The sequence below is a fragment of the Paenibacillus sp. 1_12 genome (assembly GCF_900114475.1).
Taxonomy (GTDB): Bacteria; Bacillota; Bacilli; order Paenibacillales; family NBRC-103111; genus Paenibacillus_S.
Genome location: NZ_FOTE01000024.1, coordinates 1 through 22094 on the forward strand (window position 1 = coordinate 1; position 22094 = coordinate 22094).

The following is a 22094-nucleotide window of genomic DNA, read 5'->3' on the forward strand; positions in this document are numbered from 1 at the left end:
GATGGTATTGGGTTTCGAACCCGTGGACAACCCCATCATACCGAGGTGCTTCTTTTTTGGCAAAGGTCATTTCTTAAGCCCTACAGGAAGGTTCATTACTCCAGTTGGCTCAGATTCTGGTGAGAAACTGTATCTATTATCTATATTGAATCTGTATAACGGGGAAATCATTACGTACACACTTGAATCACGTACAGTCTATTCACTTGTAGCTACAATGCTGGATCAAGCGTTTGAGTGTCTACATGACGATGATTCACTTCTCATACATTCAGATCAGGGTTGGCGTTATCAGATGAGTAAGTATAACAAAGCGATGAAAGAACGTGGAATTACCCAAATCATGTCTTACAAAGGTAATTGTAATGATAATGGAGTTATTGAAAGTTTCTTTGGCACCTTAAAATCTGAATTGTTATATGTACAGGACTTTGAAAGTATAGAACAGTTCAAAGTGGAGCTAGATCATTATATGAACTACAACACTCACAAACGCATCAAGAAAAGGCTGAAAGACATGTGCCCGGTACAATACCGAACTCATGCCTTCATGTCCTCGTGTACAGTAATGCTCTCAATGACTTCCAAATGAAGTACTCCCGCTTCTATTCATTCTTTTAGAGTCAGTATGCTTGAAAGCGGCCACTCTAAATAGCTGAAACAATGCCGGTAACTGAAGGGATTTGGAGAATGTACGCTAGAGGTACAGAGTCGTTTGCACCAATCATACACATTGCCGCTTACCAGTTCCAGGCTTCGAGACCAAGCAGTTTTCTGCCAAGAGCGGTCAACTCGGGATCATTAGGTGTATGAACAAGCTCCCAGTCCCGTGGATCTTTCGGAAATGGGTTAAACTTATTGGATTGTTGATGCATCGAAGTTTTGTTCTTCAAGCTTTCAAATGCAAGTCTGCTCCGTTCTTCAAACCATTCTTTCTTGGCAGGGAACATTGTGATGTATTGAGCCAGCCGTGGACGGTCGAACAAATTTTCACCATTGCCATGGGCAACCAGAACGTCCCACAGGAGCAAATCACCTGCTTCGCCGGGAATCACTTTCACTTCGTGCCCTGTATAGTCCGGATTGATCGGATTTCTGTCCGCCGGCTGCTCCCTGATCCACTGCTCGAAGTCTTTATAGATACTAGGTACGCAGCGGAATCCGCCCTGATGAATATTCGTATCCTCCAAGAACAGAACACCTTGCAAAGGACGCGGCCGTGGCAGAGGGAACGTCAAATTTGTCGTATCCGTATCCCAATGGATGAAGCTGGTATTAAGCTCCGGTTTGTCGTCTCTCTTCGGCGGCTTCATGTTCACCCGGTCCACCGTCACCCACAACTTCTCTTCTTCCAGCAGCTCGGCGAAAGCCTGATACAACCGCGGAGACTGACGATTATCCCATAGCGACGGATGATGGATAAAAGGGATCATACCTCTTTGCTGGTCATGCCATAATTCGTCCATTCCTGCCGGCGGGGTGTACCAGCTTTCCCGGTTTTCAGGATCCTTGCCCATGAACTCCCATATTGCGCTTACAGCACGCTCGCAGTTTTCTTTAGGTACTGCATTTTTGATTACGATATAACCGTTTTCTTGGAAAAACAACTTCATGTCTTCTGTAATGACTGTCATCTCTTATTTCCTCCCTGTATCCGAATATGAATGGTATTAACCTTTTACCGCACCACTGGTTGTCCCCGTTGCGATATATTTCTGTACGAAAAATCCGATAATAATCATGGGCACCATCGTAATCGTTGCGGCAGCGCTGCTTTTTCCCCAGTCCACAGAAATGGCACCAACGAAGGTCGAGATGCCTACAGGCAGTGTATACGTGTCCATGCTAGTCAACTGCATCGAGAACAACAGCTCGTTCCAGGAATATTGCATAGCCAGAATGAAGGCAGCCGCCATGCCAGGCAAAATGATAGGAACGATGATTTTCCAAAATGTCTGCATCGGCGTACAGCCGTCGATCTTGGCTGCGTCACTTAGTTCATTAGGAACATCGCGGATAAATCCCATCATCAACCAAATAATAAAGGGCAGGTTCAACGCAGCATGGGCGATAATCGGCCCTATCAGCGTGCCCAGTAATCCTGATACTCTGACCAATGTAAACAATGGCAGCAGCATCGATATGGCCGGTACCAGCTTTCCTAATAAAAAGCCGTTTGCAATCGTACCGGACCATCTTGAAGTAAAACCAACCAAACCATAAGCCGCCAATGTTCCGAAAATAATGGCGACAAACGTTGACACAATAGCGACAAACGCACTATTGCTAAAATAAGAAGAGAAATTACCTTTTAAGAACGCATTGACGTAATTGTCCATAGTTGGAGCGAAGAAAAGTTTCGGCACCTTTGTAAAAATGTCCATTTCACGTTTAAACGAGTTGGTAATGACAAGCGCGATAGGGACGATAGTCCATAGGGTAAACAGACCGAGCACAGCTGTTTTTAACCCGTGACCTAGCAAGCGGTTAAGCATACATGTTCTCTCCTTTACCCTGCTTTGCCGGAAGCAGAGTTTTTCATCAATGAGCCAAAAATCAGCAGCAGGCCGACTAGTGTAATGACTGACACGGCCATCGCATAACCCATCTCGTTGTTTTCAAATGCTTGCTTGTAGGCATAAATGCTAAGCGAAGATGTCGAGTTCGCAGGTCCGCCTCCGGTCAGTGCAAAAATGATATCGAAAACGCGGAATGCGTCTGTTCCCCGGATCAAAGTAATAACAATAATCACCTTCGATAACATCGGCAGTGTAATTTTCGTTAACGTTTGGAAAGCTCCCGCTCCGTCTATTTTGGCCGCTTCATACAAATCATGAGGTATGGACGTTAATCCGGCAGAGACGACAAGGATCAAGAAAGGAGTGGCATGCCAAGCATCGGCGACCACAATGCTGAATAACGCTGTGCTTGTTTTCTGCAATCCACCGAATGATTCTAGACCGAACCAGGACAATACATAATAAACGAGACCGTACGTCGGGTCATACATATACCGCCAGATTAAGCCAACTATGACATGGGAAATGAGCAGCGGCATCGTAAATAATGCTCTCATGAAGTTAGCCAGTTTGGCTGGGATCGTCGTCAGCAGTATGGCTATACCGATTCCGAGCAGCAGTTCCAGGCATAATGCCATCCCCATAAACAGAAACGTGTTCCACAGGGAGTGCAATGCAGTCTGGTCCTTAAAAAACCGGATGTAGTTGTCAAAAAAGACGAATACTGCTTTGGATTCCTGTCCTAAACCGTATTGAAAGAAGCTCATAATCAACGCATATACAAGAGGGACAATCATGGCCACAAATACGATGACTGCTGCAGGCAGGACTAGAAATCCGGCCAGAAAGCTGGCTTGATTGTTCTTCATCATGCGACTTTGCTGATGGTTAATGACTGCTGTTCCGCCTTGGGGTTTATCCACTTTTTTTACTCCCCCGTATGTGATTTTTAGAATTGCGAAGCAATGTCTTGTTGTACTTTCTCCAATATTTCTTTAGGATCAGAGCCCGATGTAATAATGCTCGACATTCCATTACCAAGCGCTTCGACGAGTTTAGGCGCGTTTAGTTGAAGCGGCGATGTAATTCCGTCTTTTAAAGCAGCTCCGACAGCAGGCAGCCACGGCGCTTTCGACACAAGCTCCTGATCGTTAAAGAGAGATTGGCGCAGGCTGATATGGCTAGCGTTTTTGAGGCTCATCTTTTTCTCCGTTTCCTTGCTGGTCAACCATGCCGCCAGTTGGAAGGCTTCTTTAGGGTGCTTGCTGTCCTGCGGCAGACACCAACTCCACACGTTAATTAAACCAGCCGGGCTTTTCTTATACGGTAACGGTGCGTATCCCAATTTGCCGTTGACCTTCGACTTGCTCGGGTCCTCCAACTGTGAGAACAGTCCCGATTGCGTAATGCCAAGCGGAATTTGCCCGAATTGCAAAGCTTTCGCAACTTCATCCCACCACCAAGTCGTGCTGCCCTTCATTGAATATGAAGAAAGTGCTTTCCAGAATTGCATCGTTTCAATATTCGCAGGTGTCGCCAATTCCAGCTTACCGGAAGCGTTGAAATAATCCGAACCGTTGGTACGCTTCAAAATTGTAAAGATACTGACGCTGGCGCTGCCTTGCTTTCCGGGAATGCCGATCCCCGTCCCTTTGTCAAAAAAGTGCTTTGCCACTTTCAGCGTATCGTCCCAAGTTTGCGGTGGCTGCAGCCCTTCGGCCTGAAGCATCTCTTTGTTATATACGAGCAGCGGCATCTGCTCAAAATTCGGCAGCCCGTACAGCTTGTTGTCGACGGTAAACGCTTTAATTGCGCTCGGGTTCATATCAGCCGCATCGTATTTGCTTCCTACTCCCTTCACATAATCATCCAGCGGGGCCAGAAAACCGGATTTGACGTATTCCCCGATCCACGATTCCTGTGCCCAGATTAAATCGTACTGCCCGGTTTTACCCGACATATTCAAAGTCTGCTTAGGCTTCAATTGGCCAAAATCAATCGCATCCATCTTCACCTTGATGCCCGTTTCTTTCTCAAATTCCTTCAGCAGCTCAGCCTGATCGTCGGCATGCGGGCCCGCCCACCTGGAAATGGTCAGTGTCACATCGCTTTTGGGCGCTTCCTTAGCTGGGCTTGGAGCAGTTGTACTGCCGTTCGTGCTAGATACTGCAGGTTTGGTGTCGCCGGTGGCGCAGCCCGATAGCAGCAGCAAAGCAGAAAGGGAACCCACGACCCATTGTTTTGTTTTCTTCATAAAACAGTCCTCCCGAAACGTTTTGGATTTTTCAACTTAACAATGTTCTAAAATATTGGGCAAACTCATAAAGCATTTCTTTCGTTGCGAATTCTCCACTGTAATCCTCCAGACCCAAATACCCCTCGTATCCAATTGCCTTTAAATCGTCGACGAGCTGAGGCCACGGGACGCAGCCTTTACGCAAGCCAGCCCAATCGGCCTTCCAGATATCGTTCCCATCCGTATCAACCACCCGGCTCCAGCTCACATTTTTTACATGGACGTGGGCCAGATAAGCTCCCATAATGTCGAGGCCCATTCTGAAGTTCTCGTACCCTTCATAGATCATGTTCCCCGGGTCGTACAGGATGCCGATGAATGCTGGATCGAAGCCTTCGCATAGCCTGCGGGCGGCGGAAGCGCTGCTGATGATCGTGTTGTGATGAATCTCGACAATTCCTTTAACCCCGTAATTACGGCACAAGAGTTCGGATTTCCTCAAATATTCCCGCGCTTCGGCATACAATTTTGAATAAGGTTCGTCCCCGTTGTATAACGGAACGCCCAGCCGAATAAATGAAGCATCCATGAAACTTGCCGCCCTTAGGAGACGCTCCGTTGTCACAAGGTCTCCCGCAGCCATATTCGGCAGTACGCCAACAGAGGTTATATTCGCTTCTTCTGCGGCCAACCTGTATTCGAACCATTTTGCCTTCTCGGAAGCAATCGGAATAGAGCACAGATTATTTCTCCAGAAGGAAGTCTCCTCGTCTAGCGCATCCTGGGGAACGTCGGCAAATCTCCATTCGATCCCGTCTATGCCTGCTTCTTTTACTACTGAAATCGTCTCACCCATTGTTAAGTCCGGCGTAGATGCTGTGAATACAGACAACTTCATTCGTGCTTCCCCTTTCCATTCGATCAAATCCAAGTCAAGATTCGTTTTCAGTCATAAATTTTTAGCAGCAAACTATGTTAATGAGTGCTAAAATTCTAATCAAGCATCACCTCCTTGTTAAAATCAACTTTTTTTTCTTACTTTTTCAAAAACTCATTGATTTGCCTTTGTTTCTCGTCAATGATCTTGTCTACACCGGCTTTTTTCAGCTTATCTATGAATTCTTTATACTTGGCATTCTGCTGCACATCGCTTCCGGAGCCGCTTTCCAGCGTTTTGCGGTATTCCACAACAATCGTATTCACCCTGGATATTTCCGTTTTGACCGGGTCAGGATTAAAATCAAACCCCGATATGACCGATCTGGTAAAATTGTTCGGATCCGTACTCATCTGGATAAACTTTTTATCCGAAGCCGTGGCAGACGCCGGAATTCGGGCATTGGACCAAGGTGTTACCATCCACCATAAATTTTGAAACACTTTGGAAGGATCGACGCCGTCTGGGTATTTGAACTCCTTATCGCCCACTGGGATGAAGTCTTTCCCTTTGATCCCATACAAGTACAGGTCTCTAACATCCTTATCCTTATACAGCAAATTCAAAAACATAAGCACTCGCTCTGCGTTGCGGGAAGAGGCGGTAATGACGATAAAATTACCGGCTTTAAACGAGCTGACCATTTTAAAACCTTCTCCTTCGAAGGACACATAGTCTAATCTCGCTCCGGGATCAAATTTCGCCCGCCCCGCGCTGTTCTCGCCCATATAGCCTTCCGGAGCATTACTGATGTAACCGAGACTCTTCGTGTCGGAGATCAGTTCCGACGCCAGAGAAGTTTTACTGAACAACGAATCTTTGTCGATCAGCCCTTCATCCCACCACCTTCTCTTCAATTTCAGAAAATCTTTGTACTGCTGGGTCTCGAATTGATTGATGACAACCGGCTCGTTATTCAGCAGAAAACCCGGAGAGTTGAAATCATAGCTGGGAACAAATTCACGCTGTGTGCCGAGAAAAGCCATAGCTTTATAATCTCCCGTGTATTCGCCGTTGTACCTGATGCCTACTCTGCCGTTTGCCTTCTCTGCGGCCAACACCTTCTTCAAAAATTCCTCTACCTGCTGAAGCGAACCCAGGTTGCTCGAATTATAGCCGTATTTTTCAGCAATATCCGCCCGAAAATTAAATCCCTGCGGATATTCGATCGGTCCCGGTATCGGTATCCCGTACAACTTCCCGTTATATTTATTGGAGTTGATATATTCAGGGGTAAGCCCCTTATATAAATCGGGTGCGTAACTTTCAATTAAATCTGTAACATTCTTGGCTCCCATCCGGTTCAAAATCTGCGAATAGTTCTGCCAGTATCCATTATAGAAGAAATCGTAGTCCTCGCCGGCAGCCATTTTTACAAGCAGCTGGTTGTTGTAGCTGCTCCAAGGAATGTACTGAATATCCAATGTTGCATGAATGGATGCAGAGAGTTTCTCATTCAATACCTCCATCACTTCACTATAATGAGGCGGTGTCTCACCAGGTAATACAAGTTTTAAAATGACATCGTTATTCCGCTTCCCATCCGCCACGGCTTCACTTAATAAGGGCGCATTGCCATTGTTGTACAAGGATAAGGTATTACTGCAGCTAGCGAACATCAGTACCGTTGTTAGTAAGGACAGCCATGTAACCAGCGTCTTTGTGTTCACGAAGTTCCCTCCTGTAGGAATTTTGGGGGTGGTTTCTTGGGTGTATCGTAGCCTTTTACAACCGAAAAATATACTTCAAAATATGATTATTACTCAGAAATGCGCAAATCCGATGTTTTTGCAGCAACTGATAGGCCGAATTATTAAAAAAAGAACCAAGCATCGCGGCCTGATTCATTTGGTGTTATTCAGTCTTCGGTAAGCATTGGGCGTTAATCCGTATTCCTTCTTGAACACATAGTAAAAATAGTTGCTTGAGTTAAATCCAGCAGCGTGCGCAATTGCATTAATCAGCATATCCGATTGCTCGATCAGCTCCTTAGCTTTCTGCAGCCGTTTACGGTTGATATAGTCATGAACGGATACAGTCGTCTGCTCTTTAAATAAGACATTCATGTAGCTTACCGAATACTTTAAGTATTCCGCCACGTCGGCGGCCGAAAACTCTACCCGCAGATAGTTCTCGTCGATAAATGCCAGTGCACTTATTACCATCTCGTTGGATTTCGTCTTTTTGCCGTTTTCCTGTATGTTTATCGCGTCCTGAATGAATCCATCGATCCATGATGCGATTTCCTCTACGGACTCGAGCTTCATTAGCTGATCGTACATTTCCTGGTAGGACAGTGTCGGCAGCGGATTGCCTCTGGGCGCAGGCGGCAGACTTTTAATCACATTGATCGTCACTTCGCTTATTATTGCAATCATATCCCGGTAAGGATAGCTTTCCACCCCGTAGAGCAAGCTTTCGACAGCAGGCTTTACCTTATCTAGTTTTCTCAAATTTATCTCGTTGATGATGCCCTTTTCTTTATCGTACGGATACCCGGATTTCTCCAGATGCCGCAAACTAACGTAGTCCAAAATGGAACCGGCTCCACTAAATATGCGATGATGTGTTGCCTCCAGAGCTCCCTCGTAGGAGTATTCGGCTTCGTACAACGTTTCAACCGATTCTCCAATGCCAATCGTTACGCTTACATTCAAATACTCCATAAGATTTGAATGTACCTCAGATAGTACCCGGTTCAAGTTCTGCAGATCGTCCTCCCAATTATTGATAATAACTGCCACATGATCCGCCGCGATATTGACAGGCAAGGTGCGATAGGTCCGCTCTATCGTTTCTTCCGCAATATTGCACATGGCAAACCGGACTAAATATCTGCTCTTACTGTCAAAAAGTTCCTCGAATCGGTTGTAATGATCGATGCGGAACACGATGACCGTAGCTTGCTTGTCGGTTTCCAGCTGAATGTGATGTTCCTTAATCTGCTCGTCAAACCGGCCTCGACTATCATGATAACCCAGTATCAGGCTCTTCAGAAACTGCTCTTTTAGCAGTACCTGTGTGCGGTGTGAGAAATTTTCCAACGATTCATTCTCTACAATCACCTTGGAAAAGGCCCTTTTAACGATCTCGATGTCCCCATCCATCTCAATACCCACTAGTCCGTTCGTCTGCCGCTTGACCAGCTGAAGAAGCGACCTGATCGGTGAATAAATAACCCGAGATAGAATGAAAGAGATGATCAGACTCGCGACAAGCAGCACGGAAGTGCTAATTAACGTGATATTTTTAATATTGATGAGGCTTTTGAACATCTCGGTGTACGGATAGATGCTTACATAATGAAATCCAGTGCTTTCCATGATTGTTTTCTGAAAAGACACGACGTACTTATTGCCGTTGACATTCTCGATAAATGAACCGTTTGATTCTGCACTTTGCTGAATCCGGTCAAAGAAGGCAAACTTACCATCTCCTCCGGTAAACAAGCTTGAGGAAGGCTTCGTTACAAATTCCCCGTCATTCTGAACGATGAACATTTGATTCAGAGGATCATTCACCATCTGATCGATAAGTGTCTGAAATTTGTGGCTGTTAATATTGATAACCATAGCCCCTTGAATCTCCCTGGAGCTGGGCGAAGGTTCCGTTATAATCAGCGATAGCAGTGGTCCATCCGAATCGTTCTCAGGTGGCCCTTTGCGCAAAATATATTGAATTTTCGGAGAGGTGTACCGGTAGCCGCTTAAAATTCCGGTCATTTCGGTATCCGTAAAATCTCTGATCCGCATATTTGCATACTTGGTCGAGATGACGACATTTTGCTGCATGTTGTACAAATAAATCGATTGAACGATTGGATTAAGCTGCAGTGTCATGTTCAATCGGGTGCCTATGTTACTTTGCATGAATGTATCCGTCTCGTCATGCGAGAACATCGCCGAAAAAATGATGTCGTTATAGTAAAGGTCATAGCCAATTTTAACTGTAGAGGTGTATAAGTAATTGGAAATATTCTGCGTCTGAAACAGCATGTTATGGGACAAGTCTTTAATTTCCCGTTCCAGAATATTCTGAGATTTATAATAAAACAGCCCGAATACCAAATAGATATTCAGGATATTTAGGATAATAAAAGACACCAGCAGCTTCATGAATGTATTTTTTCTTATGGAAAGCGAGGTGCGCGGGATTCTTAAAGACTTCATGCCTGACAGGTCCTTTCTCATGGGCAGCGTTTGATTAGTTCTAATCGTATTCTAGCATAAAATCTCCCGAAGTTTGGAATTTTTCAGGAACAAGACGATGAACCGCTCAGCGAAGAAGACCCCTATTGTTAGATACAATCTAATTATTGGAGGTGCAGTTTTTTTATGGGCAGATTTAGTTCAGTAGAGAAATACATAGCTGTTCAAAGTAGAACTAGATCATTATATGAACTACTACAATTACAAACGCATCAAGAAAAGGCTAAAAAGCATGAGCCCGGTACAGTACCGAACTCATGCCTTACAAGCTGCATAACATAAATATCTAGCTTTTTGCGGTCACTTCATTCTAACCCTGACTGTATTTGCTATTTTCCAAAAATTATCATTCGTATACCTTTATAGTCCTCCAAATAGATGGATTTGAAGTATTCCTACCGCATTAACCTAATTCACTTTATAATTGAATGACACTGATCATATTTCCATTATTATCAGTAAGATCAAAACGTTTAGGTTCACCGTTCCTTATCTCTGAAACTGTTACTCCGTTTCTCTCGAGTCTAGCTCTCACTTCTTCTACATCCTTGACAACAAAATTGAATGGGGTGTATGTACTTATGGGTTCAAAATCTGAGATTTGCACTAAATGAAATCCGCAGTTAGGGGCTATTGCTAATCCAGCCATTCTTTCATTGCTCCAACGCAAACCGAATCCAAACATGTTTTGGTACCACACTAACGAATCCTGAAGATTCTTCACAGGTAGAAAGACTGCATCAATACGATCAACAAACTGTTCTACAACTTGTTCACTCATTGAGAAACCACCTTTATATAGTAAGTGCGATCCCTACTTATTTTACAGTACATTTGTTCCCATGTAAATATTTTCCTATTTTATTATTCTGCCCGTTACTACAACAAAAAGAGCAACTCGCCACGGCGACAGCTCCTTTAAACTGGTTTCACCAGCCCTCACTAAAGGTATTTGGATAATGATTTACACAGTTTCCAATAGGTCCGAAAGTATTGCCCAATTATTTTCGATCCAATGCATTTCTTCCACAAACCGTCTAAGTAATTCACTCAACTCGCTTTCAGTACGAACCTCCGTACGAAGCCACCAGATGGATTCGATCAAGTAAAGCAGGCGCATAGCCCGGGTGAGCATGCCTGGTGACATTTCTGAATATCCACGGTATCCATCCATAAATGCTCGAGTAGTATCCATCCGCAGCTGTCCGTCCCTTAAAGACCCTGACAAGACTGCTCGAGCCACATCGATTTCTTGATACGCCATCGTCATTCGGTCAAAATCAACAATACCGGCTAATCCCTGCCCATGCAGCAAAATGTTATCTACCCATAAATCCCAATGCAACCATCCGGTCGGACATGATTCAAATATATGAAAATCCATTGATTGTACAATAGCCTGTGACCGCCTAAGCCACTCCATAACAGTCTTATCCCCAGCCTCTTTCGCCTTTTCCCAGTTGGCCTGCCATTCTTTCAAATAGATGTCCCTGTCCGGCTTCCAGGCAGGCTTGTCTAACGGCGGTACGAATCGTAGCCACTTATGCATTCGCCCCGTCATCACGCCTAATTCGAACATTTGAGCAGTATTCAAGCACCCAGCTTGAACTGTATTTCCGTCCATCCAATCCAATACTGTATAAAACAAACCCGAAGGTGTTTCCTGTATGAACTGCCCTTTATAAAGATAAACCATTGGACACGCTATTCCGGCTACGCTTAGCCCATGTTGCAGTTGAAGCGTCTTCTCGATCGCTCTTCTTCTCTCAGGCCGCGTATTCAACTTGTAACGCTCAGGGTGATAATACTTTACAAATATGGGTCCTTGGTCCGTTACCATCTTCCACTTGACGTTGAGCCAGCCTTTATCGATTGGCAGTATTTCTCTCGCAGATAGTCCAAAACGATCCTTAAGATGAACAGAGATTTCAGTTGCCCAACGCTCTTTCATATCTTGAGTCATAAGTAGCAAACCTATCCTTTCTGCACTGATTTCATTCTTGATTTAAGTCAATGACTATTTAAGATGAACTAAACATCATGACAGCAAAGAGGCGCTGCGAAAGCAGACCCTTCTTCAATCGCTGTTGCAGCCAGATTCTTTGTATTCTTAGCCCTATAGGGGTAAGAATCCGTCTGCAAAGGCGAACACTTCGTTTCTCCAGAAGGGTCCGCTTTCTCCGCTTGGGCTGTATGTTTCTTTGGTTCATCTTATATAGTCAAATGCTTCAATAATATTTTTTTCATTTAACTTTCCTTTCAACTCCTGATTCATTCATTTGATTTTTACTCCCTTTATTCAAGACAGACACCACGTTATCCTGCCCGTAAGTTCAACAAAAGGAGCAATTCGCCACGGCGGCAGCTCCTTTAAACTTCATTACATTATCATTCCTAAATTTCCCTACTATTCAATGCTAATTAGTGCTTTTTGTATTTTTTCTCCGTAATTCGTTTCGGTAAGTTTTGGGGTTCGGGTTGTTGAGTTGGCATTGCTATAATAAAGAACTAAATAATAGCCTGACTGATAAACGATTGGTGCGTGGGAACTAAGAAGCTGTATTTTCTCTTCGAAATGTTTATTTCCAAGGTCTCGTTTTTCTTTCGAACCAAATTCGTAGACTCTTATGTATTCTTTGTTATCCAGTTTATAGCTAATAGGTTGAATGCCATCAATATGAGCTTCGACAGATGATTCAATTTGAGTCATGTTGTGTTCGACGGACTTAATGGCTTCACTTACGGAAGTATACTTTTGTTGAGGTGAACATGCACTCAGCAAGAACAGGCTAAAAAACGTAACTAATCGTAGTTTTCTCATGAAATAATCCCCTTAGCTTAATGGGGCTGCCTATTGTTTCAGTGGCAACCCTCCTTTTATTGTGCTTTCAGCTCTCATTCTGCGCTAGTTGAGGACTCTCATAATACTGAGAAATCTAAGAATGGCCTTTCATTTACAATAGATGCTTCCATATCTTTAAGATGCAACAATTGCTGCTCTGTTATTAAGTTTTTATCTGCATATAATGAATGATAAGTAAAAGAGTAAAGTTGCCTGTAATTTATGAAAAAATCGATATTAGAGAAGAACGACGTGTCTGAATTCTCACGAACATATCCGTTCACAAAAGAACTAAAAAAGCTTTTAACAAACTTCTCCCTCTCTTGCTTCGATACAGTAAGGGCTATGTGATAAATAACAATGGCTACATCATAAGCGAACCAATGCTGCTCACAATCACCGAAATCAATGACAGTTATTTCATTTCCTGTAATTAGTAAATTACCATAATGAAGATCGCCATGAATGAGTCCGAAATTTTCAATTGATATTGGGAGTTTATAAAATTCTTTTTTGTAAGTGTTCCACATTTGAATAAGTTGAGGATTTAGAGGAATTGATTCTATGTTTAAAAGTACGGTGTTTTGAAACCACTGGAGATGTTCATTGTTGGGTGAATAGCTTTTTGAAACGGAGTGCATCTTACCCACCATCTCACCCCATCTTTCAAAGAAAGCTGTCCCCCAAATCTTCATGTCGTTTGGTTTAACAGGTGATCCATTTATCTTCTCATAAGCAACAAAATAAGTTTCATTATTTATTTGTTGAATGTATTCGTTTCCTTTTACACGCAGCGGTCTAACAACACTAACTCCATGTGAATGTAAATATGCTAACCATTCTAGCTCTGATATTTGGCTATTTACGGGATTAACAGATCTCTCCAGTATCTTTACTACAAACTTAACATTCCTTCCAACTTCAAATACGTTACCGTTGTACCCTCCAAGGAGCTTAGTATCTGTAGGGGGTATACCGAGTTGAGCGAACACTTCATTTTTTATCGTTTCATTTACCATGTACACTCCTCCAAGGACTTCTTATGCGAACAAGGCTTGTACAATATTCTACACAAAATTCCAATAATATGTAAATTAATTTTCACTCACAATTGAGCAACTGCTCCTTCTTCATTAAATGGCATCTATCATTGGAAGTAATGTCCGGATAATCATAAGTAATTCCCATAGCTTGTCTAATTCCGGCCCAAATTGGTGAACCCATCGGATGATGGTAATGTGAGTCCTATGTAGTCCTCGTTCTTCCAGTGCTGGCATCCGTCTCAGCTCTCGCACAATTGCAAAGAGCTGATTGCAGAATTGAAGCCTCAGCTGGGCGACCTACACACTAAAATGTCTTGAACGAGCTTCGGTTACTCTCTTCTACCTGTAGACCTAAAAAGGATAAACAGATAAAACGGTCTCAAGTTTAGATTGTAGTAGCATTTCTTTCTTGATAACTTCCTGCAAAGTATGTTTTACACTTGCATCAATAGCGAGTAAGTCACTGATGGTTGCTGGTATAGTGAGCCCTGGCAGCGTACCCACTGCATATTGAATTTTTTCCGCCTCGGCATTAATGATGTGTCCCAAGCCTAATTCCTCTATGGCAATGGATGCCAATAAAAGATTCAACGCATCTTCTCTTGTAAGCGTAATAGTCGGTGTAATATTGGGGATACTGGCTTGTGACAAATGGTTTCATCCTCTCTGTTTCGTAATCTGTATATGGTATGCATGAAAACAAACAGAGGTTCTTCTGGATAGGAGCATATATGACGGTGATTCTTGAAAACAGTGGATTATCAAATGTCGAATGGTGAATTGGGAAGGTTATTATTTCTATGGCCGATGCCGACGAGGTTAACTTCTAAACGTCATTATTTTTATAAAAAAGAATGCCGTTTTTGATAATTCGAGAAATTTTCCCCTCATATATTAATTGTTTTAAATACGCTTGTGTGATGGTGTATGCCAAATCGTATTGTTTCTCATTATTTTCAAAATCATGAATACTCATCATGCGCTGGGTGATACTTTCTGAGGTTTGCCACTGTTGTTCTATCAAAGCTAGCACATCATCATAAGCATCGTCGATGCGGTTTATATTTTCATCAATTAATTCGGATATGCTATTATAAACCCCGCCATGGAAAATGACATATTGCTTGGCGTGGATCGTTTTCAATTTTTGTAAAGATATTTTAGCTTTGTGGGGTTCAGTAAAGAACAGTAGCTTTTGTCGTGATAAAGTTGATGAACCGAATAGCGCATCTGCACAATAAAGCACCTGATCTGGTGTCTGGATACCGACCATCCCACTAAAATGACCTGGCAGCGTGTAGATAGTAAATGCAAGTCCATTGATCTCGAGTACGGCATCCTGCAACGGAATCGTATCGGTAATGATAGAGGAATCCTCTAACATGGACAACCCCGTATTCGAGTTTTGAACATGAGAAATGGTGCCTATAGGTGCAAGTAATGAAGGATTGTTGATAAAGGGAGCTGACAATGACGTAGCATAGCATCGGAGCATGGGATAATGTTTTCTAAAGTAATGGCTGCCTCCTGTATTCATGAGATGACCGTGTGAATGGACAATAGCGACGATTTCATATCCTCTTTTTGTGATCTCGCGATCTATCATTTCTGCTATTATTTGGTTAGGACCGCTATCAAGCAAATAGGCTGATCCAGTTTCCTCATGTAGATAAACACCTACCGTATATTTTCCAGACCACGCATAACTATTGCCTGAAATATGTAATAGTGTGTCATTCGCCATATGAATATCTCCTTCGCAATTGTGTTTACACTAAATTAGAGAAAACCATGGTATATTTTGGAACCAATTCTAATTTGATAAAAATCTTCTTCTTTATTTTTGAGTCTGGCTGTTTTATTAGGAGCGTTTTTGGTCCAGTGTAATATGGGGCTGACGACGCTCCTTCTTATTTCTTTGATTTCCGTCTTAATTTGAACTACGGGTTTATTCGCAGATAGCTCCGTATCCTGTGTCAATGAATTAGGAAACAGCTTTTTTCTTAATCGCTCAATAGATAACAAGTACTCTTCGTTTGGGGAGTAGTCCGTATCCTTTAAACTAAAAAATTGTGTTAGTAGGTCTGTAACGGAGACTTCCATAATCTCGCTTTGTTTGTTGTCCGAATCGTCTGAAGGAGATAACTGCTGGCTAGAGGAAAGAGCGATTATTCGTAATTGTATAACTTCAAACAGTTGGTTGAGCAATTCGGATTGTTTGGTTCTGTGGTAAGCCAGGAGGCTGGTTTCTCGTTGAGGCACTTGCTCCAAATTAATTGCATTGGAAGTTTGAATTAATTGTAAAATGGCTTCGGTAAGCCTGAGAAAGCTTTGTCTGCTTTTCATGACTTCCTTGTACTGCATAGCCGTCACCTCAAATGTTTTTAAAAGTTAATGCAAGTCAGTAATCTATCTCCTCAAGTTCATTATGTAAATGGATATCCTCATTATCAAATGAAGAATCACGATCTCCATAGATGCCATCTTTTTCTTTAAAGGCTGTGTTCGATCCAGACGAATGAAGGAGATGCTGGAACTCCATAACCGAGTCCATTTTTTTCATCAACATCCATTCGGCCATTAATATAGAGTCAAGCATTTTGGTAACCGTTTGATTGAATTGTATAAATTCGGAGGTAGAGGGTTGCGTGGGGAGATTTCGCTCTTTACCAACAAAAGCAAGTGTCTTATCTGCTTCTGCCTGCATAAGGCTCGCCAGCGCTTCTTCCTCTATAGCAATGGATTTTACTAATTGACACAGTGCTTCATCCAAAGAATTGGAATTTTTAAAGTGATTCGTATCTTGCATCGGTCTACCTCCGTAGCATCAGATTCGTGAATAATGGAGTAGATCTATTCTTCAAAATTGCATTCTTCACACTCATGGTTCATCATTTCTTCCAATCTAATGATATCCTCCAGCTTAAATTGCAGCAGCATTTGATTCTTAATGACATTACGCAACATGATCTCTACGCTGCGGTTAATTCTTAATACATCCTCTAATCCTACAGAGTGTTCTTTGATAAAATATTGAATTTTCTCACCTTCGGCATTAATGATATGAGACAATCCAATCTCCTCAAGTGCAATGGAGGTAAGCAATAAGTTGATGGCTTCTTCTCGTTTAAGTGTAATCTCAGGTTTTATATCTGGAATGTTAGGCATGGACATCAGCTTTCACCTCTTTCTTTGCTAACAGAACGCATGAAAATGTATCCTCGGGCATGTGCTTTTAATTAGTAAATGACACACCCGAAGGATTTGCCGAGGCTGTCCTAAGGACTGAATCCAACTGCTTTTCTAAACATATGTTTGTACAGATAAGATTATGTGGATAGTGGAAGGTGCGGCAAACCCTTACAGTTTGCCGCGCGAACAAAGAGAGTAGAAGCTCCTAACCATCATATTGAATTAACCCATAATGAGAAGGATATGAAGATCAAGCTGTAATAGCGATATGATTAAGTATATTTTCTAGCTTAAATTGCAGCAGTATTTCGGTTTTTATGACATCCTGCATTGTAGATCTTACACTGGAGTTAATCTCGAGAACGTTTGAGATCGTCGGTGTTGGATGAGTAACGCCACTCAACGTTCCCAGAACGAATTGAATTTTTTCTGCCTCGGCATTTAGGATATGTGCTAGAGCAAGTTCTTCAAGAGCGATAGAAGCAAGCAATAAGGCAACAGAACTTCCGATGGTAATGGAAATAGTCGGTGTAATATTGGGAATCGATGGTTGCGACATGATGATCACCTCTTCTTTTTTTGAATATACACTGCGCTAAGACTGCATAAGCGATGAACTTTTACTTTATCAGGGTAGGCTGTGGTCACCTCCTTACAGGCCATAAGTAGTCGATGGAACCAAGCTGTGGAGATAATGGCACAAGTAAAGATATGTGGAATAAGCTTATTTATTACTTATTAAAGGTAAAGCTTGACTGTATGTAAATGATTGAATGGATTGATGAAGCAAGCGATTTACGTCTCCAATTGCGTTACACGAACCAAAGCCTCTTTGGCATGTACGTAATTCGGATAGAGGTTCAAAGCTTCTTCATAAGCGTGAGCGGCTAATTCCATGTTCCCCAGCTTTTCCAGACAAATCCCCTTATAATACCAAGCGTGAAAGCTGCCTGATCCTTTCAAGGTCAGATGATTAATGTTGTCTTCGCCCATTTGGATGCATTGATCGAATAAGGCTAGTGCCAACGTGTGCAATTTACTCAAATGCAAGGCTACTCCTTTAAAAAAATATAAATCTACATAATCCGGATACATCATAATTGCTTTATCAATAGCATTAGGGATTCCTTCATAGCTGCCGACAGCAATAAGACAAGAATATTTCAACTTGTACAACAGCGAAGGCGGCAATTTGCCTTTTTTCAAGAAACGGGCAATCGACAAATTAACAAAATGATACGCTTGCTCATATTTTTCAATTCTGTAGTATTCACTTGCCAGATGGTATTCAGTCCATGGATTACTGTTCTCGGCAGTCAGTTCCTTCTGCAGCATGAGCAGGTTGCGTTCATTTTTTTGCTTTGCTGTGACGTACGAATGGAGATAACCGTAGTGATTAATTGTCCAACCATGAAGCTGCTTGATTCGTTTGAGCGCATGTTCATCGGTAAATAGCTCTTCGACATTTAACGTTTCATGAATAGGGTAAAGAAAGCGAAAACCGATTCGGTTACGAAACAATCGAGCGTGGGCAATATGGAAGGTCTCGTTCGGATCAGGAAATTCTCCGATATAATTGACCAGATGGATGTTTAATAAGTGATCCGTTTCTGCTGCTAATTGTGCTTTCCATTCGACAGGCTCTGAAACCTCCAGCACTTCATCTGCATCCATCCATAAGATCCAATCGCCAGTCGCTTGATCAAGACTATAATTTCGCGCATCAGCAAAACTGCGATTCCATTCAAAACTATGTACTTGGGCTCCTGCCGCTTCACACAAATGAACCGTTCGATCTGTGGAGCCTGTATCCACAACAATCATTTCATCGGCAATCGATTTCACGCTTGCCAGGCAGCGCTCCACGTTCGCCTCCTCATTTTTTACGATCATGCATAGTGAAAGTATGGGCAATAAGACCATCTCCTTGTAATGTTACTGAAATTATGAGATTTCATCCCCTCTATCTCGCTGTTTACCTCAATGATGCTGCTCTCCCCAAGTATCAGCAAAGTGCAAAAATACTCCTTGAAATCTATAATATCAAGGAGTTATTTGTCGTTGTATCAGGAAGGATTCGTAAGCGGAAGATCGGCTATTCGCCACAAAGCCATAGTTTTGATTTGGGTCGATTCTTTAATCATCAATAGCGGTGGACCAAAGGAAAAGGGCGGCAGACCATAATGAAGCGGGCGCCAATTCCCTACGGTTATGTTAGTATTTTCTTTTATATGGGGGAAGTGGGTAGTCAATAAGTAAGTAGATTTGCTTCGGGCAAAGTTCTTAAGTGTCTCGAATATGTGCTCGTTGTCAAAATGAACAAGCGCATCGCGGCATAAGATTAAATCTGAGGTTGGTAGATCGTCCTGCACAATGTTTTTTTCAAAAAATTGAATGGGTTCCTTTTTATATTTTTGTATATTCTGTTCAATGATCTCAGACACAATATCAACCCCGTAATAGCTATCGAGCGATAGTGGGACATGCTGCATCCAATGAAAATCTCCGCAGGGCGCGTCTAGCATAGTGCGAATTTCAAATAATTCAATTAGTAGCGGAAGATAGTGTATTAAACGTGCGGATTCGTGAATCGAAGATCCAGGTCCGGATACCGATTCTGTTCCACCCCATAAGTTATTGTGAAATATGGAGCTAAAAATTTCCTTCAAGCACAACTCCTCCTTCAACCTCAAACTAGCATTACTTTATTCTTTGAGGTTTTAAAAAGTGAACCTATTTTACTCTTCCAATAAAGGTTCCAGTTGATGCTTCCAAATCCATTGGGGGCTGTAGCGTTGTCTGGCTGTGGTTTTGGCGTAGAGGGAGGGGGAAGCCCGCATGATCGTAATGATTTTATTGGCGTGATCCTCCAAATATTTTTCTTCCGATGGATGATAATTTTCTTGTGAGTTAAAACCGAAATTGCGGGCGTCCCAACGCATAAAATAGCTATGTAACTGCTTGCCCAGCTCCTCTAAGGCAGGTACAGCTTCGTTTAAGACGATAAAGTTGCCACGACTGGCAGCCTCTAATACGGTTAGCCCAAAAGACTCTGAAAAGGAGGGGCAAATAAACAAATTGGATAATTGAAAAAGCTCAAGTACACCTTGTCTTGGAAAGCCTTGCGGGTAGCCGTGGTCAGAGGTGAAGACAATATCGCTGGAAGCAAGTCCCAAGCGAACGCCCTCACGGACAATAAGCTGTTTATAGGAATCGGATGGAATATCCATACTGGGAAAATCACAAAACAGCAGCTGGACGCTTTTCTCACTTTGTTTTTTTATGGCTCCCGCAAGCATGGCTACCTTTTCGAATTTCTTGCCAGGAGTCAGACGTCCAGGATACACAATGACAAAATCAGAGAATATTAGATCCGTGCAGGATGCCAATGCTTTTACCTCTTCGCTCACATACATCAAGCCATTCAGGCTGTTATTAACTGCTCTACATCTTCCCTCCGAAACCGCATATTGCCGAGCCAGCGCGGGTAAACCCGATTGAGTTGGATAAATATATAAGGTCCGCGGCATTGGCGAATATCGGGCTGAAAAGGGCCAATTTGTTTGCAAGGGACGATTGACTGGAACGGAATGGGTGAATGCGAGAAACTTGATATGTGGCAATTGCTCCTGCGCTTGACGAATGGCGACATTATGCACAAGATGCCAGCCCTGATAGTGGATATCATGCATGAAGCATATTTGTGTATCGGCTAATGCACGAATGTAATCTTGAGCAATAGCGTCAGCTTCTTCATAAAAGGTTTCGTGGGTAGTGCCTAGCGGCTGGGAGTAGTCCTTCCAATGGATGATTTGTCCATGTAATCGATTGGTAATCTTTACCCAGTCAATTCGCGAATCCAAAAAAACACCATAACGGTCATCATCGGGGCAATCCTCACTTACCAGCAATTGTACTAGATGACCAGCTTTCAATAGCATTGTCAGCTGTTCTTCGACAACATTAACTAAAGAATACGTAGGTGAAATTCCATTGAACATAGTCAGAATAGAAACTTTCATCAGAAACCCCTCCCTGTTCACTTCTTACTTATCAGCTTATGCATCAAAGAAAGCAATCATGAAAAATGGGTTATAAAAGAGGCCAACGTATATCACTTCCTTGGTTATGCAGCCATATGTTAATGGATAGTTGAACGATGCAGGGGGAGATGTTATGGCTTGCTTCAATTTTGGCGAAGCAAATGATTTTAATATATTTTTATTTGGCAATCAAACGCAGAGCAATGTGGATTCAGAAGGTCGTGTTGCGGTAGGTGGGAATGCATCCTACAATAATTATGGCATAGGGAATACATTGCCTGTTTCACTTACTCGTGCGGATCTTATCGTCGGCGGAAACATGAACATCATTGGAGGCACTAACTTTAGCGGGAATAGTGTAATCAGCCCTACAGGGACAGTTATCCAATACACAATGACCAACAATAATGGGGTTCCGGGACAGCCGCTTGTCGGGTCACCAATTAACTTTGCAGGAGATCAAATTTACTTGACCTGTGCTTCTCTTGCCTGGGCTGCATTAACCCCGACGGGAACGGTATCAGTTAATTTCGGACAGCTTGTTCTAACAGGATTTGATCCAGTTTTGAATATTTTTAATTTTGACGCGGAGAACATTGCCGGAACCGGCTTTACGCTGGAAACACTGAATGGGATTAATATTGTAGCACCCCTTGGCTCAACCATTCTGATTAATATTACTGGAAACAACACTGGATTTGGCAGCTATCAAATATTTCGCAATGGTATGTCTGCTACCGGGGCGGACGGCCAGTTTATTGTTTGGAACTTTCCTCAAGCATTGAATCTTTTTAATATGAATATATCCATAAAGGGCTCTATATTAGCTCCTTTGGCTCAGTGGTGGGCAGTTGGTTTCGGCAATGTCGAGGGTACCTTTATAGCGAACAATTTGATCAATACGATGGGTACGTTAGAGGCACATAATTTCCCATTTTTAGGCTGTCTTCCAGATGTATGCTCGGCAACAAGCTCTTCTACAACGAGTACAACGAGTACGACAACGACAACTACCAGTACCTCAACAAGTACGACGAGTACATCCACGAGTACTACCAGCACTTCGACAAGTAC

At 42.7% G+C, this 22094-nt stretch carries 22 protein-coding genes and 1 pseudogene; 3 read left to right on the forward strand and 20 right to left on the reverse strand.

The window, feature by feature from the left end; genetic code table 11:
- The coding region (locus BM210_RS29565; RefSeq protein WP_091176113.1) for a DDE-type integrase/transposase/recombinase at positions 1–592 on the forward strand (592 nt) is incomplete at its 5' end.
- A 148-nt stretch (positions 593–740) separates the two neighbouring features.
- Here the strand turns inward: BM210_RS29565 and BM210_RS29570 are convergent.
- The 7 genes from BM210_RS29570 to BM210_RS29600 all read right to left on the reverse strand — a co-directional run bounded on the left by BM210_RS29570 (position 741) and on the right by BM210_RS29600 (position 9861).
- Positions 741–1634 carry a phytanoyl-CoA dioxygenase family protein gene (locus BM210_RS29570; protein WP_091176115.1) on the reverse strand — a complete coding sequence of 298 codons (894 nt, stop codon included), beginning with the start codon at positions 1632–1634 and terminating at the stop codon, positions 741–743.
- Positions 1635–1670: 36 nt separating this feature from the next.
- Positions 1671–2495 carry a carbohydrate ABC transporter permease gene (locus tag BM210_RS29575; protein WP_091176116.1) on the reverse strand — a complete coding sequence of 275 codons (825 nt, stop codon included), beginning with the start codon at positions 2493–2495 and terminating at the stop codon, positions 1671–1673.
- A gap of 14 nt (positions 2496–2509) precedes the next feature.
- Positions 2510–3442: a carbohydrate ABC transporter permease gene (locus BM210_RS29580; RefSeq protein ID WP_091176118.1), complete on the reverse strand. Its 933-nt coding sequence runs from the start codon at positions 3440–3442 to the stop codon at positions 2510–2512.
- 26 nt (positions 3443–3468) lie between these two features.
- Positions 3469–4773, reverse strand: coding sequence for an ABC transporter substrate-binding protein (locus BM210_RS29585; protein WP_091176120.1), 1305 nt, complete (start codon positions 4771–4773; stop codon positions 3469–3471).
- Between the two features lie 31 nt (positions 4774–4804).
- The gene (locus BM210_RS29590; RefSeq protein WP_091176121.1) at positions 4805–5653 is read right to left on the reverse strand and encodes a sugar phosphate isomerase/epimerase family protein; all 849 of its coding nucleotides are present in this window, start codon (positions 5651–5653) and stop codon (positions 4805–4807) included.
- A gap of 137 nt (positions 5654–5790) precedes the next feature.
- On the reverse strand, positions 5791–7362 hold the full coding sequence (locus BM210_RS29595) for an extracellular solute-binding protein (RefSeq protein ID WP_091176123.1): 1572 nt from the start codon (positions 7360–7362) through the stop codon (positions 5791–5793).
- Between the two features lie 174 nt (positions 7363–7536).
- A complete protein-coding gene (locus tag BM210_RS29600; protein ID WP_218184990.1) occupies positions 7537–9861 on the reverse strand; it encodes a helix-turn-helix domain-containing protein in 2325 nt (774 codons plus the stop codon).
- A 202-nt stretch (positions 9862–10063) separates the two neighbouring features.
- Here BM210_RS29600 and BM210_RS29605 point away from each other — a divergent pair.
- Positions 10064–10177, forward strand: a pseudogene (locus BM210_RS29605) (IS3 family transposase); the annotation flags it as partial.
- Positions 10178–10318: 141 nt separating this feature from the next.
- Here the strand turns inward: BM210_RS29605 and BM210_RS29610 are convergent.
- The 13 genes from BM210_RS29610 to BM210_RS29670 form a co-directional block, all read right to left on the reverse strand.
- The gene (locus tag BM210_RS29610; protein ID WP_091176126.1) at positions 10319–10681 is read right to left on the reverse strand and encodes a VOC family protein; all 363 of its coding nucleotides are present in this window, start codon (positions 10679–10681) and stop codon (positions 10319–10321) included.
- A gap of 183 nt (positions 10682–10864) precedes the next feature.
- The gene (locus BM210_RS29615) at positions 10865–11863 is read right to left on the reverse strand and encodes a phosphotransferase enzyme family protein (RefSeq protein ID WP_091176128.1); all 999 of its coding nucleotides are present in this window, start codon (positions 11861–11863) and stop codon (positions 10865–10867) included.
- Between the two features lie 444 nt (positions 11864–12307).
- Positions 12308–12721 (reverse strand): hypothetical protein, encoded by a 414-nt coding sequence (locus BM210_RS29620; protein ID WP_091176130.1) that lies wholly within the window; start codon positions 12719–12721, stop codon positions 12308–12310.
- Between the two features lie 98 nt (positions 12722–12819).
- Entirely contained in the window at positions 12820–13761 is a 942-nt protein-coding gene (locus BM210_RS29625; protein ID WP_091176132.1) for a phosphotransferase enzyme family protein, read from the reverse strand.
- Positions 13762–14136: 375 nt separating this feature from the next.
- Complete coding sequence (locus BM210_RS29630; RefSeq protein WP_091176133.1) at positions 14137–14436, reverse strand: alpha-helical endospore appendage domain-containing protein; 300 nt, start codon at positions 14434–14436, stop codon at positions 14137–14139.
- 175 nt (positions 14437–14611) lie between these two features.
- On the reverse strand, positions 14612–15529 hold the full coding sequence (locus tag BM210_RS29635; RefSeq protein WP_091176134.1) for an MBL fold metallo-hydrolase: 918 nt from the start codon (positions 15527–15529) through the stop codon (positions 14612–14614).
- A 35-nt stretch (positions 15530–15564) separates the two neighbouring features.
- Positions 15565–16131, reverse strand: coding sequence for a hypothetical protein (locus BM210_RS29640; protein WP_143101122.1), 567 nt, complete (start codon positions 16129–16131; stop codon positions 15565–15567).
- A 55-nt stretch (positions 16132–16186) separates the two neighbouring features.
- A complete protein-coding gene (locus BM210_RS29645) occupies positions 16187–16594 on the reverse strand; it encodes an alpha-helical endospore appendage domain-containing protein (protein WP_091176137.1) in 408 nt (135 codons plus the stop codon).
- 44 nt (positions 16595–16638) lie between these two features.
- Positions 16639–16959: an alpha-helical endospore appendage domain-containing protein gene (locus tag BM210_RS29650; RefSeq protein WP_091176138.1), complete on the reverse strand. Its 321-nt coding sequence runs from the start codon at positions 16957–16959 to the stop codon at positions 16639–16641.
- Positions 16960–17227: 268 nt separating this feature from the next.
- A complete protein-coding gene (locus BM210_RS29655) occupies positions 17228–17536 on the reverse strand; it encodes an alpha-helical endospore appendage domain-containing protein (RefSeq protein WP_091176140.1) in 309 nt (102 codons plus the stop codon).
- 236 nt (positions 17537–17772) lie between these two features.
- Positions 17773–18891, reverse strand: a complete 1119-nt coding sequence (locus tag BM210_RS29660; protein WP_371263566.1) for a glycosyltransferase — start codon at positions 18889–18891, stop codon at positions 17773–17775.
- A 152-nt stretch (positions 18892–19043) separates the two neighbouring features.
- The gene (locus BM210_RS29665; RefSeq protein WP_091176143.1) at positions 19044–19646 is read right to left on the reverse strand and encodes a class I SAM-dependent methyltransferase; all 603 of its coding nucleotides are present in this window, start codon (positions 19644–19646) and stop codon (positions 19044–19046) included.
- A 69-nt stretch (positions 19647–19715) separates the two neighbouring features.
- Complete coding sequence (locus tag BM210_RS29670; protein WP_091176145.1) at positions 19716–20999, reverse strand: glycosyltransferase; 1284 nt, start codon at positions 20997–20999, stop codon at positions 19716–19718.
- Positions 21000–21153: 154 nt separating this feature from the next.
- On the opposite strand from BM210_RS29670, the gene BM210_RS29675 reads away from it, so the two are divergent.
- On the forward strand, positions 21154–22094 hold a 941-nt coding region (locus BM210_RS29675; RefSeq protein ID WP_091176146.1), incomplete at its 3' end, for a choice-of-anchor A family protein.